Origin of the sequence: Helicobacter equorum, from assembly GCF_900198655.1 — a bacterium.
Classification (GTDB): Bacteria; Campylobacterota; Campylobacteria; order Campylobacterales; family Helicobacteraceae; genus Helicobacter_F; species Helicobacter_F equorum.
This window is the reverse complement of the sequence record NZ_FZPO01000015.1, coordinates 100,061-117,387: the sequence shown is the minus strand read 5'-3', so window position 1 is coordinate 117,387 and position 17,327 is coordinate 100,061. Positions and strand designations below refer to the sequence as shown.

Below are 17,327 nucleotides of genomic sequence, written 5' to 3'. Positions count from 1 at the left end.
TAGATTCCATAAACCATGTTTCGTATTTTGGGCGTGGCATCATACACAAAGAATTGCTACTAAGCACCCATTTTAGGTTACTCGCCACATCATTACCCTCTAAACTTAAAAGAAATTTATAAGGCAAATGCTTAGCGATGGATACTCTGGGTTTTAGGTATTGTGTATGCACAGACTTACTACCCGTGTGTCCGATATCACAAAATGGTGCGTCAAAAAATTGCTCTAAAAATCTTGATCTATGCTCTTGATAACACGCTCCACGAAAGAAAATACGATCTTGTTTTTCTGAAAATGTATAAGGATCTTTGATAAAGGTAAAATGCCTATTTTGCTCAAGCTTTAATACAATAGAATTTTGATTAGATTCACTAATGGGTCGCGATTTGGTAATGCTTGGTTGTGTGAAATAATAATTCACATCGCCAAACCCATAATACACTTTAAGATTCTCATCAAAATACCGCGCATATGATCGCATATCATAATGGTATGTGCTAAAACGCCGCCACTTATAGCTTTCTTTGATGCTTCCGTAATGCGGTGGATATGTGCCAAGTCGCTCATAGGTGCTTTGGACTGTATCACTAAGAGGAGTGATAGTAAAAGGTGTGCACACGCGATGATATAACCCAAGTTGCAACGCAAATCCCTCATATGCCTTAGAATCTAAGCTCGCCAAAAACTTTGTAATCCTAGATTCTGCTCTTACGCGCGTAAGCACACTGGGTGTAAGAATTTTTACAAGACTCGAGAGGTTATAGACAAATTGCGATGCCATAAAAATCCTTCTTAATGTATTTTAAGAAAATCGTTGTGCAAGATATTCTTGGGGTAACATATGTTGTGTGGCATATATGAGATTGGGATAAAACCCTGCCTCAAATCCAAGCTTAAACAACATATCAATAGCTTGAATCTGCACGGGATTTAGTGTGATAGAATCTGTATTTGCATAGAGATTAAGATATGTCTCAAGCTTAGCAGAATCTACCCTAATAAGATTGCGTTCTAAAAGCATTTGCGAAAGCAATGCTTTATTATGCACAGCTATTTCCACCGCCTTAGTAAGCATAGATTCACACTCTAGTGCGATAGTAAGGGGTAGTGATCGACGCAATGCCATACCACCCAAGGGTAAAGGTAAATCGTGTTTATTGAGATCACACCAAATATCCCACAATTCTGCTTCAACAACCAAACTTTCATCATAGCCCAAAATAGATTCGTGGATAAGCACACCCGCTTGCACCTCGCCACTTAATACACTAGATTCTATCTCAAGAAAATTTTTATAGACAATGCGTGCATGTGGATATGCAAGCTCGAAAAGTAAGGCATTTGTCGTATGTGCACCACTTAGCGCAACCTTGAAGTCTCTTTTTAGTGTAGTAGTGCGTTTTTTAATAAGCTTTGGTCCATAGCCATTCCCAAAACTCACACCTGTCCGCAATAGTGCATAATCCTCACAAACAAGCGGATACAATCCAAAAGAAATCGCGCTAATATCATACTCACCTTGCAGGGTTGCTTCATTGAGCGTCTGTATATCTTCAGCACACGCACTAAATTCCACTTGTGTAGAATCCACCCAACCAAAATTGATCGCATAATACATAAATAAATCATCAGCATCGGGGCTATGTGCGACACTAAGATGTCGCTTTTTGCTAAATAAATATTGCGGTATAGATTGTGGGTGTTTCATCACTATAATATCCTTAAATCTTTTGTGTCATGGACATTGTAACAAAAATCGCTTTAAAAATTTGTTTGGGTTTTTAAAGATATTTTTCAAACTTATAAGATACAATCCCAAGATTTAAAATCACTTTTACAACAAGGATAAGAATGGCGATAGATGAAAAACGGCAAAAAGCCATCGAGCTTGCACTCAAGCAGATTGATAAGGCATTTGGTAAGGGTGCGCTTGTGCGACTTGGGGATAAACAAGTAGAAAAAATCGATGCAATCTCTACAGGCTCACTAGGGCTTGATATGGCGCTTGGCATAGGTGGTGTGCCAAAGGGCAGAATTATAGAAATCTATGGTCCTGAATCTAGTGGTAAAACGACACTAGCATTACAAATTGTGGCAGAATGCCAAAGAAATGGTGGCATTGCAGCATTTATCGATGCAGAACACGCACTAGATGTGTATTATGCAAAAAATCTTGGTGTAGATACACAAAATCTCCTTGTCTCTCAACCAGATAATGGCGAACAAGCACTCGAAATCCTAGAGACACTTACACGCAGTGGAGCAGTAGATCTTATCGTTATAGATTCTGTGGCAGCCCTCACACCAAAAGCAGAAATTGATGGTGATATGGGCGATCAACATGTAGGCTTACAAGCGAGGCTTATGAGCCACGCGCTACGCAAAATCACAGGTGTTTTACACAAGATGAATGCCACACTTATTTTTATCAATCAAATTCGTATGAAAATTGGAATGATGGGCTATGGGAGTCCAGAAACAACCACAGGTGGTAATGCCCTCAAATTTTATGCGAGTGTGCGCATAGACATACGACGCATTGCCACTCTCAAACAAAATGAACAAAATATCGGTAATCGCGCAAAAGCAAAGGTGGTCAAAAACAAAGTGGCACCGCCATTTAGGGAAGCGGAATTTGATATTATGTTTGGTGAGGGCATTAGCAAAGAGGGTGAAATTATTGATTATGGTATCAAGCTTGACATCATTGATAAAAGCGGAGCATGGCTTTCTTATGGCGATATGAAGCTTGGGCAAGGGCGCGAAAATGCAAAAGTGTTTTTAAAAGAAAACCCAACAATTGCCCAAGAAATTACAAACAAGATCCGTGAGCAAATTGGCATAAAAGATGAAATTTTGCCACTTCCTGATGAGCCAGAGGAAGAGGAACTCTAAAAAATCTAACAAAGAGGAGCAAATATGGTGCGTATTAGCAAGATTTATTCACAAGAGGTGCTAGATTCACGAGGTAACCCAACCATTAAGGCAATTGTAGAATTAAATGATGGCACAAAAGAAAGTGCTATCGTCCCAAGTGGTGCAAGCACAGGTAAAAGAGAAGCGCTAGAATTACGCGATGGCGACAAAAATCGCTTTTTAGGTAAAGGGGTCTTAAAAGCTTGTGAAAATGTTGATCTTAGCATATGTGAAGCCTTAGTAGGTGCTAGTCCATACGATCAAGGACTAATTGATGCAACACTTAAAGATCTAGATGGCACACAAAATTTCTCTAAACTTGGTGCTAACGCCACGCTTGGTGTTTCTATGGCGACTGCTCGTGCAGCAGCAAAAAGCCTCCATATACCGCTTTATCGTTATTTAGGTGGCGCAAATGCACTTGTATTGCCTGTGCCTATGCTGAATATCATCAATGGTGGTAGCCACGCTGATAACACGGTAGATTTTCAAGAATATATGATTATGCCATTAGGCTTTGATAGTTTTAGTGAGGCACTACGTGCTAGTGCGGAAGTGTATCAATATCTCAAAAAGATTCTTAATGAGCAAAATCACATCACAAGTATCGGTGATGAAGGAGGTTTTGCACCTAATCTTACAAGCAATACACAACCTATTGAAATTATCCTCCAAGCCATAGAAAAAGCAGGATATAAACCTGGTGATGAGATTGCTATCGCTCTTGATGTCGCTAGTAGCGAACTTATCGATGAAAGCGGTATGTATCATCTTGCAGGAGAAGGGCGCAAACTAACTTCGCAAGAACTTGTGGCATATTATGAGGAAATGGTGCAAAAATATCCTATTGTTTCTATCGAAGATGGCTTGAGTGAAGATGATTGGGAGGGGTGGAGTTATCTCACACAACGACTTGGAAATAAGATTCAGCTTGTAGGCGACGATTTATTTGTAACTAACAAAAAGATTCTCGCACAAGGAATTGAAAAAAATATCGCTAATGCTATTTTGATAAAACCTAACCAAATAGGTACTATCACACAAACCATGCAGGCGGTGCGACTCGCACAACGCAATGCTTATAAATGCATTATGAGTCATAGAAGCGGAGAAAGTGAAGATAACTTTATTGCGGATTTTGCTATTGCGCTTAATACTGGTGAAATAAAAACAGGATCTACAGCTAGAAGTGAAAGGATTGCAAAATACAATCGCCTCTTAGAAATAGAATCTAAACTTTCTAATAGCGAGTATTTAGGCACACAACTCTTTAAGAAATAATACAAAGAATGGGTATGCAAGAGCTCTATCAACAGCCCTCGAGATTCAAGCGATGGATGCAGATTAATAAAACATTTCTTGTCATTTCTTCGGTGTTGATGGTGCTTTTGTCTTATAGCACATTCCTACTCTTTGGGAATGCCTCACTCCACACGCTACTAAGTTTGCGCAAACAGCAAGAAAAATTACTCCAAGAAGTCGATTTGCTCCAAAAGCAAAATGCGAAGATTCAAAAAGATATTTTTGAGCTTAAGGGGTTAGAACCAAAATGAAATACATCATTGCACTGCTTATATGCTGGGGTATCCTCATTGCTAGAGAAGATCCTTTTGAGCCCTCTATCACCCCAAAAGAAGAACAGCATAATCAAAGAAAACCAAAAAAAGAATTTTTTCAAGATATAGAAATTGCTTTGCCATCTACCGCGCGTGTGCTACAAAAAGTGAACATCACATACCAAAATATCGATGGCACCATATCAACCAAAGAACTTCAAATATACCAAAACATTGATTGGCATTATCCACTAGAACTTACACAGAAGGCTATAGGCAAAAAATATACTGGTGAAAAACGCCTTAAATTCGGAGACTTTGAGCTTATTTTTGATAATAATACAATCTTTATCACTACCCAATACCCAAATGTGCGACACTTTATTTTGCCAAACCCTTACCGCATTGTCTTAGATTTTGAAGGTATGGATAAAGCCATCAATCAAACACAAATCCTAGACAAAAAATACATAAAACAAGTCGTATTTTCTAGCCACGAAAATTTTTATCGAATCTCGCTTGAACTCGATGGACAATATGCCTATGACATTAATGCGCAACGCGATGGTTATATGTTGGAGTTTAAATAATGTCAAACATTGTGCTTATAGGCTTTATGGGCAGTGGCAAAACCACGATAGGTTCAGCTCTCGCACAAAAAATTGGGCGATTTTTACTCGATACAGATTCACTTATCCAAACGACATACAATCAACATATTCCTGAAATTTTTGCGCAATATGGTGAGCAGAAATTTCGCGAGTTAGAATCTCAAGTCATTGGGTGGCTTAGTGCTAATGTATCTAATGCTATCATTGCTACAGGCGGAGGAATGCCAATCTTTAATAACATAAACACCTTAGGAGAGATTTATTATTTACAAAGTGATTTTGAAACGATCCTTGCACGACTTGATCACCAACAACGTAACAAACGCCCTCTTTTTAGTGACCAAGCACAAGTCAAAGCACTCTATCTTGAGCGTCAGAATCTCTATACCAAAGTAGCACATCACACTATTAATGCCAACAACGACATTCCAGAGATTCTTACAGAGATTCTTACACACCATAATGCCTCTAGCATTTCTAAAAACGCTTGATAAATTTCTCCCAAACCCTACTCTTAAAAATAATCCAAAAAATCAATGCGCGTAAATATGTCTCCACAAAAATCATACCAAACACAAAGCGCACATCGCCTTGATAAAGCACACATATATACATCGGTATAATCCGCAATACCCAAATACTCATAGCATTGATCATAAGAGAAAGTTTAGTCGCACCTACCCCACGCAGTGCTCCATCAAGGCAAAAAATAATCACTAGTGGCACTTGAGAGAAGCCCACTGCAATAAGATAATACAAACTCGCACGCAATACCGCTTCTTGGGTGTTAAAGATTCTAGATAATTCCACGCCAAACACACAAATCATAAGCCCCAAAATTCCCATCATAATACTTGCATACAACAAAAGTGTGTGTAAAAAATCATATGCCAAATCCATACGCTTTCTACCCAAACTCTGTCCCACAAGCGCCATAGCTGCAACTTGAAACCCAAAGCCAAACGCAAGGATAAATGCTTCAACCTTAGATCCTATTTGGAATCCTGCAATGACATCAGCACCATAATCACTCATAAATTTTTGTGTCAAAACAAGGCTAAAAAGTGTCAAAAAGCGTTCGATACCAGCAGGAATTCCAACGCTAAATGTTGTTTTACTATACTCTAAGCGTAACACAAAAGTAAAGCCTATAACTTTTTTGCGCATATAAATTACACCAAAAAGAAGCAATGCTTCAAGATAGGTAATACACACATTACATAATCCTGCGCCAAAAATACCTAATGAATCTAGCGTAAAAATCCCAAAATCAAAACCAAAAATAAATACATAATTGAGTATGATATTTAGCGTAGTGGTGATGCATTTAATATACATTATGCGTTTGGTATCACCAAGTGCAGAAAGTCCGGCTATACAAATTGTTTTTATCATCAAGGCAGGAATTCCAAACACCACAATTCCCAAATATTCCATACCCAAGAGTTTTGTCTCGCCACTTACACCATTACCCATCCAATCCAAATACAACTCACCACCCATAAATGCCACAATCAAAAGCGGAATAGACACAAAAAGCGTGATAAGAAAATTATTGCCCATTATGCTTTTTAGGCGTTGATAATCTTTGGCTCCATAGGCTCGAGACACTTGTGCACTTGTCCCAATAAAAAAAATCGCCGTGATTGCAAAAAGCATCATCATATAGCTCATACCCACATTAAGTGCGATCATATGTTCTTTGGAAAAATCCGCAATAAAATACATACCAATCGTTATATTTGCCATATCAAGCAGTGAATTAGCGCCACTTGGCAGGGCAATAGAAAAAATCTTTATAAGCTTATGGTGAAGCGAAAATTTTGACATTTTAGGGCTTTTGTGCGATAAAAGTTTGCGTGAGATACACGCCCTTGGCAGATTCACTCACGCTTCTATATAAAGGATTTAGTGCATTATAGATAATTTTCCACCCCCTAAATACTTTTTGTAATTCTGCGTGTTTAAGACTTCTTTGTTCATTAAATTCACAAAAAATATCCTTATCATAGATTTTTGGCAGAGCACAAAATGTTTCAAATATCACAAGCCCTCCACTTTTTACTCCATCTTTAATCCCAGCAAAAAGTCTCCGATCCAAAAAATAAAAATTGAGCACCACATCATATATTTGCTTAGCAATATCAAAGCTATCCAAATCCGCGCATAATGTATCAATGCGCTCTATTCCCTGAAGGGAATCTAATGCCACTTGTGAAATATCCACGCCCAAAACCTCAAATCCCAGTGCTGCTAAAAACTTCGCATTACGCCCATTACCACAAGCTATATCAAGTGCTTTTGTGCTTCCTTTTTGTGTATAAGATTCTAACAAAGGCTGATATGTGTGTAAAATATCACTTGATTGTTTTGGCATAAAACCATCGCTGTGGCGCTTATTCCAACGAATCGCATCTTCTTGCATAACACATTCCAATTCTTAAAGACTAAAAATAAAATTATACGCACTTACACACAAAAAGCCTATTAAAATATTATAATTCCCCTATGAAAAGTTATCTCATAAAAGTTTTTGGCATTATTCAAGGTGTGGGGTTTCGCCCATTTGTATATAACCTCGCGCATACTATGAATCTTAAAGGCTCTGTATGTAATACCTCTACGTGTGTAGAAATATGTCTTTATGAAATCACACGCCAAGAACTCGCCATATTTCTTGCTCATTTACGCCACATTCCAAAACCTGCCAAAATTACTTCAATCACCCACACAATATACACACCACAAACCCCTTACAAAGACTTTTCTATCCTTTATGTACAATCTCACACTCTACCCCACACGCATACAAACACACCACTTGCGCTAGAGATACCTCTAGATCTGGCTATGTGTGAACAATGCTATGCAGATATGCAAAGCAATGGGCGATTTTCCAACTATGCCTTTTGTGCTTGCACACAATGTGGTGCAAGATATAGTATGCTCTACACCCTACCTTATGAACGACAAAATAGCACAATGTCTGTATTTAGATTCTGTGAATCTTGTGCCAAAGACTATCATAATCCACGTAATAGGCGCTTTCATGCACAACCCATTTCATGCAATCTTTGTGGCATACAGCTAAACTTTGAGAACACAACCTACAATGAGGCTGCACTAGATTCTACAATCCAAGCACTCAATCGCGGAGAAATTGTCGCTATCAAAGGCATTGGTGGATATGCTCTTGTCGCCAAGGCAAATATGCCAAATGCCTTACACACACTAAGAAAGCGAAAAAATAGACCCTATAAACCCTTTGTGATAATGTGCAAGGATATACAACAAATTCGCACCTTTGCGCTTTGCTCCAACGCACAATCCAAGATTCTATCAAGTCCGCAAGCACCGATTGTGCTTCTTGCAAAACGCAAAAATCTTGCACAAGGTTGCGTGTTAGATTCTACTTGTTTGCACCTCATTGCACCACAATTAGATACTATAGGCGTTGTATTGCCTTATAGTGGCATTATGCACCTTATTTGTGCTGCCTTGCAAACTCCACTGATTTTTACAAGCGCTAATCAAAGTGGTGCACCCATTGCAATACAAGCAAAAGAGCTTATGACAATCCCACAAAAACCACACGATGCACTCTTAAGCTATAATCGTGCTATCACGCATCGCATTGATGATAGCATTGTGCGCTTCATAGCCAATAAACCAAGAATCTTGCGCCTTGCTAGAGGTTTTGCACCAAAAACACACAAACTCCACACCCCATTCACACCTACAAAAATTCTCGCATTTGGTGCAAACCAAAAGGCAAGTTTTTGTATAACCGATGGGAGTTATACATTATTATCACCATATCTTGGGGATCTTACAAACCTCGCTACCCAACAGCACTACACCCATACACTTAAATCACTTTTGGGATTTTTTGGGTTAGAGGTTAAAGATTTTACATTCTATGTGTGTGATATGCACCCACAATACGCTTCTAGCGCACTTGCAAAAGAGATTGCACAATCTATACATACAAACAAGGTTTCTAAACATTCTAAACTTTGGTTCAAAGAAGCAAATATGTGTTATGTCCAGCACCATTATGCGCATTTTTGTGCATTACTAGGCGAGTATGGGCATAGCACTAATAGCACCCAACATCTTGGCATTATATGGGATGGCACAGGATTAGGAAGCGATGGACATATTTGGGGTGGAGAGGTTTTTGTAGGCAATCTTTATCATGCAAAAAGAGTTGTGAGCATAGAGGAATTTAGTCTTCTTGGTGGAGAAAAAGCTATCACAGATATACGGCGCATAGCTCTCGCCTTGCTTATAGAATTCGCACCAAAACATATAGAACTCATAGCACATAATTTCAGCACACACGAATTACAAACCCTAAACCTTATGCATGCAAAAAACCTCAATACCATACGCACAAGCTCCATAGGAAGGCTTTTTGATGGTGTGGCATATCTTTTGGGTGTTTGCCAAAATGCCACTTATGATGGACAATGTGGTGCAACCTTAGAATCTCTGTGCAAAAGTCGCACCAAAGAGTATTATCCAATCATATGGAGAGGTTCTTTACATCTAGGGATACGAGAAATTATCAACGCACTTTGTGATGATATAGCCAAAAAACTTTCCACCAAGTATATCGTTACAAAATTTTTTAATACTCTAAGCCATATAGCACTCGCCATAGCGCAAAAACATACAACAGATTCAAAAGAAATATTTTTTGGCGGTGGAGTTTTTGCAAATAAAAGTTTGTGTGAAAAAATTACCTCACTTCTAGCCAAAAATGGCTTTAAGGCACAATTCCCCACACAATACCCGAGCAATGATACAGCCATTAGCTTTGGACAGATTCTGGCTACACTCGCACGCACAACCCACTAACACCAAAGATTATCCAAAAGCCTTGTCTTACCAACTCGCACGGCAAGTAAAAATAGGCTTTCTCCCTTGCGGATCTTTTCAATTGGTGCAAGATTATAATCACAAAAATACGTATAAAAAATATGCATCGGCACAAGAGACTTGCTAGAATCTAGGGTTTTGTGCACAAGTGTATGAAGTTCTTGCACTTCATACACGCCTTGGGATATGGCAGATTCTATACATTGTATAGTCTTGGGGATACAAAATGCTTGAGCACGTTCTTGTGGGCTTAAATACACATTTCGCGAACTAAATGCTAATCCATCATCATCACGCACGATAGGACATGCTATAACTTCAAGTGGTAAATGCCAATCTTGCAACATTTTTTGCACGATAAGCACTTGTTGGGCATCTTTTTTGCCAAAATAAGCTTTTTGAGGTCGCACAAGCATAAAAAGTTTTAATACCACCTGCAACACTCCCCCAAAATGCGTTGGTCTATCAAAACCCTCCAACACATACCCCATCATCTTAGGTGGTAATATCGTAAGCTCATCGGCACTTGGATACATCTCATTTATGCTTGGGATAAACACTCCGCTTACTCCTAAACTCTCACACAATGCCAAATCCTGCTCTAATGTGCGCGGATATGCACTAAAATCTTCATTTACTCCAAACTGCGTAGGATTGACAAAAATACTGACAATTGTATGTGTGTTTTGTGTGCAAGATTGATGAATTAGGCTCATATGCCCCTTATGCAGTGCACCCATAGTCGGCACAAGCCCAACACTTTGTGTGCCTAGATTCTCTCTAAATGCCTTCAGTGCCTCTATGCTCTGTAAAACTTGCATATCCTCTCCTAATAGTTCATAATTTCTTGCCAAACCTTAGCAATAATCCAATCTGGTGTGCTTGCACCCGCTGTAATACCACAAACCTTCTTGTCCTTAAACCATTCTTTTTGTAATTCTTGTTCATCTTCTATGAGATAACTTGCGCAATTTTTCTCACAAATATATAAAAGCTGTTTGGTATTTGAAGAATTTTTGCCCCCAACTACAATCATAATATCCACTTCCTTACTTAGTGAATCTGCTGCACTTTGGTTATCAAATGTTGCGTTACAAATCGTGTTAAATACTCGCACTTCAGCCACACGCATACTCAAATATCCCGCAATCTTTGCAAAAATTTCTGGTTGTTTAGTTGTTTGAGAAATAAGAGTGATTTTTTTGTGTAATTTCAAAAACTCCAAATCCTCTAGCCCAGCGATGATATGTGCGCCATTTTGTGCATAACTCACTACACCTTTTACTTCAGGGTGTTCCTTATCTCCAAACACAATGATTTGATAGCCCTCTTTGCTCATCTCTTCGACTATCATTTGTGGTTTTCGCACAAATGGGCAAGTCGCATCAATTACCTCAAAGTGTTGATCTTGCAATCTTTGGAGATCTTTTTTGGGAATACCATGTGTGCGAACAATAAGCTTCCTACCAGATTCTAGATTCTCCAAATCTTCACTCAAATCCACATTAAAATCTCGTTTTAAACGCGCAATCTCCTTGGCATTGTGAATAAGCGGTCCTAGTGTAATAGAATCTTTGTAATCTTGTGCGATTTTTATCGCGCGTTTGACACCAAAACAAAATCCATAATTCTTTGCTAATCTCACTTCCATACTGCAATCCTTTCTGTATTAAATATGTTCAAAAATCTGTCTTATCTCTGCGGGACTTTGCGTGTGTATCAATGCCAAAGCAAGAAGTACCCTAGCCTTTTGCGGATTAAGGTCACACGCACCAACAAACCCAAGTGCACAATCTTGCTCACTCACTCGCACAACCCCAGAACCTACTCTCGTGCTTTGCACCACAACTAAACCCTGTTGTATGAGAGTTTGTAACATTGCCTTATGAGAGTGGTGTATATTTCCCGCGCCACTTCCTGCTATTACAATCCCTTGTGTCCCATGCTCATACAACGCCTTTGCAGCCACTGCCGATCCATCATTAGCATATGAATACAAAATATCAACCTTTGGAAGTTGGGTGATTGTATCAAGGCAAAATTGCATCTTGTGTGTAGCAAAAGGTGGATTATAAAAATATGCTCTATCATCTATCACATATCCCAAATCACCAGTATTTGGACAAGAGAAAGCATCGAGATTATGTGTGTGGGTTTTGCTCACATAGCGTGCACTCTGAATCCTCTCATTCATCACGATCATCACGCCTCTATGTTTGGCATATGTATCCTTTGCAACTACAACAGCACTATAGAGATTCTTTATACCATCAGCACTCAAGGCAGTATTTGGACGCATAGCTCCCGTAAAAACAATAGGCTTATCGCTCCTAGTTACTAAATGCAAAAAAAACGCACTCTCTTCCATGGTATCACTTCCGTGCGTGATGACTATGCCCTCAATATCCTCTTGTGCCAAAAGCGTATTGACACGATGTGCTAATTTTAACCACAACACATCACTCATATCGGCACTATCGATATTAGCAATTTGCTCACACATACATTCAGCAACGCTGTCTATCTCTGGCAAAGCCTCTAAAAGTGTTTGAACGCTAAGTGCTCCTGCCTTATATCCTGTATTATGAATCTTAGCATGAGCGACCCCTGCGATTGTCCCACCCATGCCCAAGATCGCGATCATTACAAAATACGCTTAAGGATGTGTTTGCGTAGATTCTACGCGCGTAAATTGCAAAAGAATCTCTAAAAAGTTTGGAAATGACACATCAATACACGCACTATCTCGTATCTCCACACCGCACATAAGCCCTGCTATTGCAAAACTCATCGCAATTCTGTGATCGCCTCGCGAATCCACACTTGCGCTTTTTAACTCTCCGCCTTGCACGCTAAAACCATCTTCAAATTCCTCACACTCTATGCCCATAGCACGCAAGCCCTCAATAGTTGTTGCGATTCTATCAGATTCTTTGACACGCAATTCTTTGGCATTGCGCACAACACTTTTTCCCTTTGCACACGCAAATGCAACACTAAGCGCTGGAATTTCATCAATAAGCCACGCAATATTATGCACAACCTCTATAGCGCTAAGCGGTGCATAGCGCACTTCAATATCGCCTACGTCCTCATATTGTGAATCTTTGCGTGTGTAAGAAATCTTTGCGCCCATTTTTTTGAGAATCTCAAAGGCTTCTATGCGCGTAGGATTGAGCAAAACATTTTCTAGCACGACATGAGAATCTGGCACAATACACGCTGCTAACGCAAAATAAAAGGCACTAGAAGGATCAGCAGGAATACGCATTTTAAACGCATGGAGTTTCTTGCCCTTTGGAAGCGGATCAAAACTTATATGTATACCATTTGAATCGTGATATGTCATAAACTCCACACCCATACCTCCTAGCATACGCTCGGTATGATCTCGGCTTAATAGTGGTTCGCTAAATGTATTGTGTGTATTGCTATAAAGTCCTGCAAGAATCATAGCGCTTTTTACCTGTGCTGAAGCGATGTTGCTCATATAAGAAAAACCTTGCAATTCCCTACCAATAATACTTAATGGCGCCAAAGAATTATGACAACGCCCATAAATTTTTGCACCGATATTTGTCAATGGCTCGATAATACGCTTCATTGGGCGTTTGTTGAGATACACATCGCCGCTTAGCACAAAATAGCCTTGCACCCCAGCCAAAAGTCCTGCATATAAACGCATACCTGTACCTGCATTGCCACAATCAAGCACATCACTTGGCTCAACAATACCATTTTTTGGTGGGATAAAACGCATACAATCAGATGATATGTGTTCAACCTCTAACCCCAACTGACAAGCAATCTTAAGCGTATGAAGTGTATCTTCACCCAAAAGATAATTTTCTACCTCACACACCCCATCACACAAAAGTGAGAAAATCGCGCAACGATGAGAGATAGATTTATCCGCTGCAATCGTATTAATGACGCTTGAAAATGTATGTGTCTTATCAATTTTTGTGATGCGCATATTATACCTTAAGCCTTGCACCAAATTCTTGCTCTAGCACCGCTAGTGCATGTTGTGTAGCCTCTAGTAAATCTTGCTCTTGAAGTGTTTTTGTCATAGACTGCAACACAAGCCGTATGCTAAGCGCAACTTGTGAATCTAGATCTTGGGTAAAAATATCCATAGGGTAAAGAGTTAATAAGTGAGGAATATTAGCCTTAAGCAGTGCTTCTCTAATGTGATAAAACGGAATCTTAGAATCTATAAGCACGGTGAGATCACGCTGGGATTTTTGGTATTTTGAAAATTCCTTAGCATGAGTGAGATGCTGCAGTGTAGAATCTAGCGCAATCTCACACACAAAACCATCTCCTAAACCAAGCTTTGGATGAAGTTTTGCAATAAATCCTATACACTCACCGCCCTTATAGACAAAACCACTTTGAAATGGGTGCAAAATATGGGGCTCACCACAAAAACCAAATTTAGCGAAATTTTGTGTTTTGTGTGGGTGTGTAGAGGCATTTTGTAAGCTAAACTCACCAATAGTATTCTTAATAAGCGCACTAAAACTAAAAATATCCCACTTCACACCTTTAGGATATGGATAATGCTCCCCTTCTCTTTCCCCACAGACAAAGACATTAAGGCGTTGGCTTTCTTCACGCTTTTGGGTATACACAGCACCTATTTCAAAAAATCCGATACTTTTATATCCCAAATTAAGATTACGCCTTGTGCTAGTGATCATATGCGGAATAAGACTCGTGCGTAGTGTATCAAGCTCGGACACAATAGGATTTAAGAGTCCAAGTTCAGAATCTATATGTACAAAACCATATTCCTCTAAATCTTTTGAAGAAGCAAACACATAATGAATACACTCATAAAGTCCCTGCGCCAATAGTGAATGAGCCAAATTCCTACGATATGCATAGAATCTATAATGCGTATTAAGCGCAAGATTCTCTCTAAAAGCCAATGGCTTAGCACGAATAGAATCTATCCCATAAAGGCGTAAAATTTCTTCAGCCAAATCCTGCATATCTGCAATATCGTGGCGATAATTTGGCACTGTCACCATAAAGAAATTTTCATCACAAGTGACATCAATCTCAAAATTTAAGCGTTTTAGGGTTTCAGTCATTTCCTCTGGGCTAAGCGTATTGCCAATGATTTGGTTAATGGTTTGAAAAGTGGTCTTAATCTTATGTTCTTGCTCATGGCGGGTAATATTGTGCGTGCCTGAATACAATAACACATCACCGCACTCTAACATACATTGACACAAAAAGTTCATACCTTGATCAAGATTAGGATTGCTCCCACGAGTGCTTCTGTAGGTAAGTGAAGGTTTGCATTCTGGCTTCTTATCATGGATAATTTCTGAAATCACAAGTGGTGGCACATAGCTTGCCTCCAAAATCAAAATCTCAGATTTTATATCGCAAGTAATTTCATCACAAGTTATGCCTATTTGGGAGAGAATCTTATCTTGTGCACACACAACTTCTATACCAGATTTATCTTTTTTGATAGAAAGCTGTGCTTGGAGGGAATTTGTGTCTGCCCCACGCAACCGACATTCATCCAAACGATAAGCATTCAAAATCACCCCTGTCATATATGTGGCATATTCCAAGAAATTTTGAATCACATTATCTTTAAGCGCGTCCGTATAGGCAAGAATTAATGACATCGATACAGATGGGCAAAGCTCTCTTATCTCAATAATCCGATACAACAAATGTGAATACAATGTATTTTCGGTAAATACACCAAGTACACGCCCAAGTCCTATGCTTAGAATATTATCCGCATCATTAATGGGTTTTAGGCGCAAATCAAAACACGCACTAATATCTCTTGCAATCCCAAGAACACTAAGGCAATCGCCTCTATTAGGAGTAATGGATACTTCAATGACATAATTGTCAAAAAGCTCCAATCCTCGCAATTCCTTGCCTAAGGTAAGGATTCCAGCACTCTTATCAAGCACCATAATACCATCATTGATTTTTGGTAAGCCAAGCTCTGTGCTTGAACAAATCATTCCGCAACTTTCTACATCGCGCAACATTGTGCGTTTGATTTCTAACTCTTCACCCTTGGCATTACGCACCACACAACCCTCTAGTGCTACTGCGACAAATTGATCTTTAGCAACATTTTTGGCACCACACACAATTTGTAGCACTTGAGATCCTACATCAACTTCACACACACTGAGCTTATCCGCATTTGGATGAAGAGTTTTAGTCAGCACCTTTCCAACAACGACCTTGTGTGGAATCTCTATATGCGTAACACCCTCAACCTCTAACCCAATATCATTAAGTTTTGCGCAAAGCTCTTGAAGAGAAATCGCGCTAATATCGACAAACTTTGATAACAAATGCTTAGTGATAATCATCTAAAACTGCTCCAGTACTCTTAAATCTGTTTCAAAAAAACTCCGCAAATCATTCACTCTATGCAGTAACATAGCAAAGCGTTCCACACCCAAACCAAATGCATATCCACTAACATTTTCATAGCCCACAGCCCTAAAAACGTTGCTATGCACCACACCACAGCCTAACACCTCAAGCCAACCTGTGTGAGAGCACACTCTACACCCTGCTCCATCGCAAAAAACACACGAAATATCTACTTCTGCGCTTGGCTCTGTAAAAGGAAAGAAACTCGCACGAAAACGCACACGCACATCGCCAAAAATATAACGCAAAAAATCCTCTAAAATAAATTTGAGATTTGCAAAGCTAATCTTTCCTGCCTCATCAACCACAAGTCCCTCAACTTGATGAAACATTGGTGAATGCGTCAAATCATAATCCCTACGAAACACGCTACCTGGTGCTATTACGCGAATAGGTAAAGAATGAGATTCCATAGTGCGAATCTGCACTGGTGAAGTATGTGTGCGAAGCAAAAAAGAATCTTTGAAATAAAAAGTATCTTGCATATCCCTAGCTGGGTGAAATTTGGGTAGATTCAATGCTTCAAAATTATGAAAATCATCTTCAACCAAAGGACCACTTTGGATAGAAAAACTCATATTAACAAAATAATCAATAATTCTATCTAACACTTGTGTGATAGGATGTCCCAACGATCGAGAATGCAGAGTGTTAAAAAGCGATACATCAATGTATTCTTGCTCAAGCTTTGCATTTAACTCTAAAGTCGTTAGAATCTGCTTTTTTTCTTCATAGAGTGTTTCAAATGTGCTTTTTAATGTATTAAGTTTTTGGGCTACGCTTTTTTTACTCGCTTCATCGAAATCCCGTAATGCGCTAAAACATGTAGTAAGCTTGCCTTTTTTGCCTATCATGTGGATACGAAAAGTTTCCAACTGCTCCATTGTTTTGATCGTATCAAAACTCTGCTGTATTTGATTATCTA

General features: G+C 39.2%; 16 protein-coding genes. 6 read left to right on the top strand and 10 right to left on the bottom strand.

What is annotated here, in order from left to right:
• Both C6H22_RS04060 and C6H22_RS04055 read right to left on the bottom strand, forming a co-directional pair.
• A partial coding sequence (locus C6H22_RS04060) for a lipopolysaccharide core biosynthesis protein LpsA (RefSeq protein WP_104694055.1) occupies nucleotides 1-781 on the bottom strand: 781 nt, incomplete at its 3' end.
• 21 nt (nucleotides 782-802) lie between these two features.
• Nucleotides 803-1,708 (bottom strand): menaquinone biosynthesis family protein, encoded by a 906-nt coding sequence (locus C6H22_RS04055; RefSeq protein WP_104694054.1) that lies wholly within the window; start codon nucleotides 1,706-1,708, stop codon nucleotides 803-805.
• 143 nt (nucleotides 1,709-1,851) lie between these two features.
• Here C6H22_RS04055 and recA point away from each other — a divergent pair, with 143 nt between their 5' ends.
• The 5 genes from recA to C6H22_RS04030 are packed head-to-tail and all read left to right on the top strand — an operon-like array spanning nucleotide 1,852 to nucleotide 5,574.
• Nucleotides 1,852-2,895: a recombinase RecA gene (recA, locus tag C6H22_RS04050; RefSeq protein WP_095627810.1), complete on the top strand. Its 1,044-nt coding sequence runs from the start codon at nucleotides 1,852-1,854 to the stop codon at nucleotides 2,893-2,895.
• A 24-nt stretch (nucleotides 2,896-2,919) separates the two neighbouring features.
• Nucleotides 2,920-4,197, top strand: a complete 1,278-nt coding sequence (gene eno, locus C6H22_RS04045; protein ID WP_104694053.1) for a phosphopyruvate hydratase — start codon at nucleotides 2,920-2,922, stop codon at nucleotides 4,195-4,197.
• Between the two features lie 14 nt (nucleotides 4,198-4,211).
• A complete protein-coding gene (locus C6H22_RS04040; RefSeq protein ID WP_104694052.1) occupies nucleotides 4,212-4,469 on the top strand; it encodes a hypothetical protein in 258 nt (85 codons plus the stop codon).
• Nucleotides 4,466-5,062, top strand: coding sequence for an AMIN domain-containing protein (locus C6H22_RS04035; protein ID WP_104694051.1), 597 nt, complete (start codon nucleotides 4,466-4,468; stop codon nucleotides 5,060-5,062). The genes C6H22_RS04040 and C6H22_RS04035 overlap by 4 nt, the downstream gene beginning before the upstream one ends.
• The gene (locus tag C6H22_RS04030) at nucleotides 5,062-5,574 is read left to right on the top strand and encodes a shikimate kinase (protein WP_104694050.1); all 513 of its coding nucleotides are present in this window, start codon (nucleotides 5,062-5,064) and stop codon (nucleotides 5,572-5,574) included. Before C6H22_RS04035 ends, C6H22_RS04030 begins: the two co-directional genes overlap by 1 nt.
• On the opposite strand, the gene C6H22_RS04025 is transcribed toward C6H22_RS04030, so the two are convergent.
• Both C6H22_RS04025 and C6H22_RS04020 read right to left on the bottom strand, forming a co-directional pair.
• Nucleotides 5,561-6,913: an MATE family efflux transporter gene (locus C6H22_RS04025; protein WP_104694049.1), complete on the bottom strand. Its 1,353-nt coding sequence runs from the start codon at nucleotides 6,911-6,913 to the stop codon at nucleotides 5,561-5,563. The two genes, C6H22_RS04030 and C6H22_RS04025, sit on opposite strands and share 14 nt — an antisense overlap.
• Before the next feature lies 1 nt (nucleotide 6,914).
• Nucleotides 6,915-7,508 carry a class I SAM-dependent methyltransferase gene (locus tag C6H22_RS04020; RefSeq protein ID WP_104694048.1) on the bottom strand — a complete coding sequence of 198 codons (594 nt, stop codon included), beginning with the start codon at nucleotides 7,506-7,508 and terminating at the stop codon, nucleotides 6,915-6,917.
• 83 nt (nucleotides 7,509-7,591) lie between these two features.
• On the opposite strand from C6H22_RS04020, the gene hypF reads away from it, so the two are divergent.
• Nucleotides 7,592-9,946: a carbamoyltransferase HypF gene (gene hypF / locus C6H22_RS04015; protein ID WP_104694047.1), complete on the top strand. Its 2,355-nt coding sequence runs from the start codon at nucleotides 7,592-7,594 to the stop codon at nucleotides 9,944-9,946.
• Here hypF and panC read toward each other — a convergent pair.
• From panC to pheS, 6 genes are read right to left on the bottom strand one after another with little or no spacing between them, the layout of a single operon-like run.
• A complete protein-coding gene (panC, locus tag C6H22_RS04010) occupies nucleotides 9,943-10,788 on the bottom strand; it encodes a pantoate--beta-alanine ligase (RefSeq protein WP_104694046.1) in 846 nt (281 codons plus the stop codon). The genes hypF and panC overlap by 4 nt on opposite strands.
• Nucleotides 10,789-10,796: 8 nt before the next feature.
• Complete coding sequence (locus C6H22_RS04005) at nucleotides 10,797-11,618, bottom strand: 4-hydroxy-3-methylbut-2-enyl diphosphate reductase (protein ID WP_104694045.1); 822 nt, start codon at nucleotides 11,616-11,618, stop codon at nucleotides 10,797-10,799.
• An 18-nt stretch (nucleotides 11,619-11,636) separates the two neighbouring features.
• On the bottom strand, nucleotides 11,637-12,611 hold the full coding sequence (locus C6H22_RS04000) for an asparaginase (protein WP_104694044.1): 975 nt from the start codon (nucleotides 12,609-12,611) through the stop codon (nucleotides 11,637-11,639).
• A 12-nt stretch (nucleotides 12,612-12,623) separates the two neighbouring features.
• Nucleotides 12,624-13,943 carry a 3-phosphoshikimate 1-carboxyvinyltransferase gene (gene aroA / locus C6H22_RS03995; RefSeq protein WP_104694043.1) on the bottom strand — a complete coding sequence of 440 codons (1,320 nt, stop codon included), beginning with the start codon at nucleotides 13,941-13,943 and terminating at the stop codon, nucleotides 12,624-12,626.
• Nucleotide 13,944: 1 nt separating this feature from the next.
• A complete protein-coding gene (gene pheT / locus C6H22_RS03990) occupies nucleotides 13,945-16,335 on the bottom strand; it encodes a phenylalanine--tRNA ligase subunit beta (protein WP_104694042.1) in 2,391 nt (796 codons plus the stop codon).
• Complete coding sequence (gene pheS, locus C6H22_RS03985) at nucleotides 16,336-17,286, bottom strand: phenylalanine--tRNA ligase subunit alpha (protein ID WP_233707027.1); 951 nt, start codon at nucleotides 17,284-17,286, stop codon at nucleotides 16,336-16,338.
• Nucleotides 17,287-17,327: the final 41 nt, after the last annotated feature.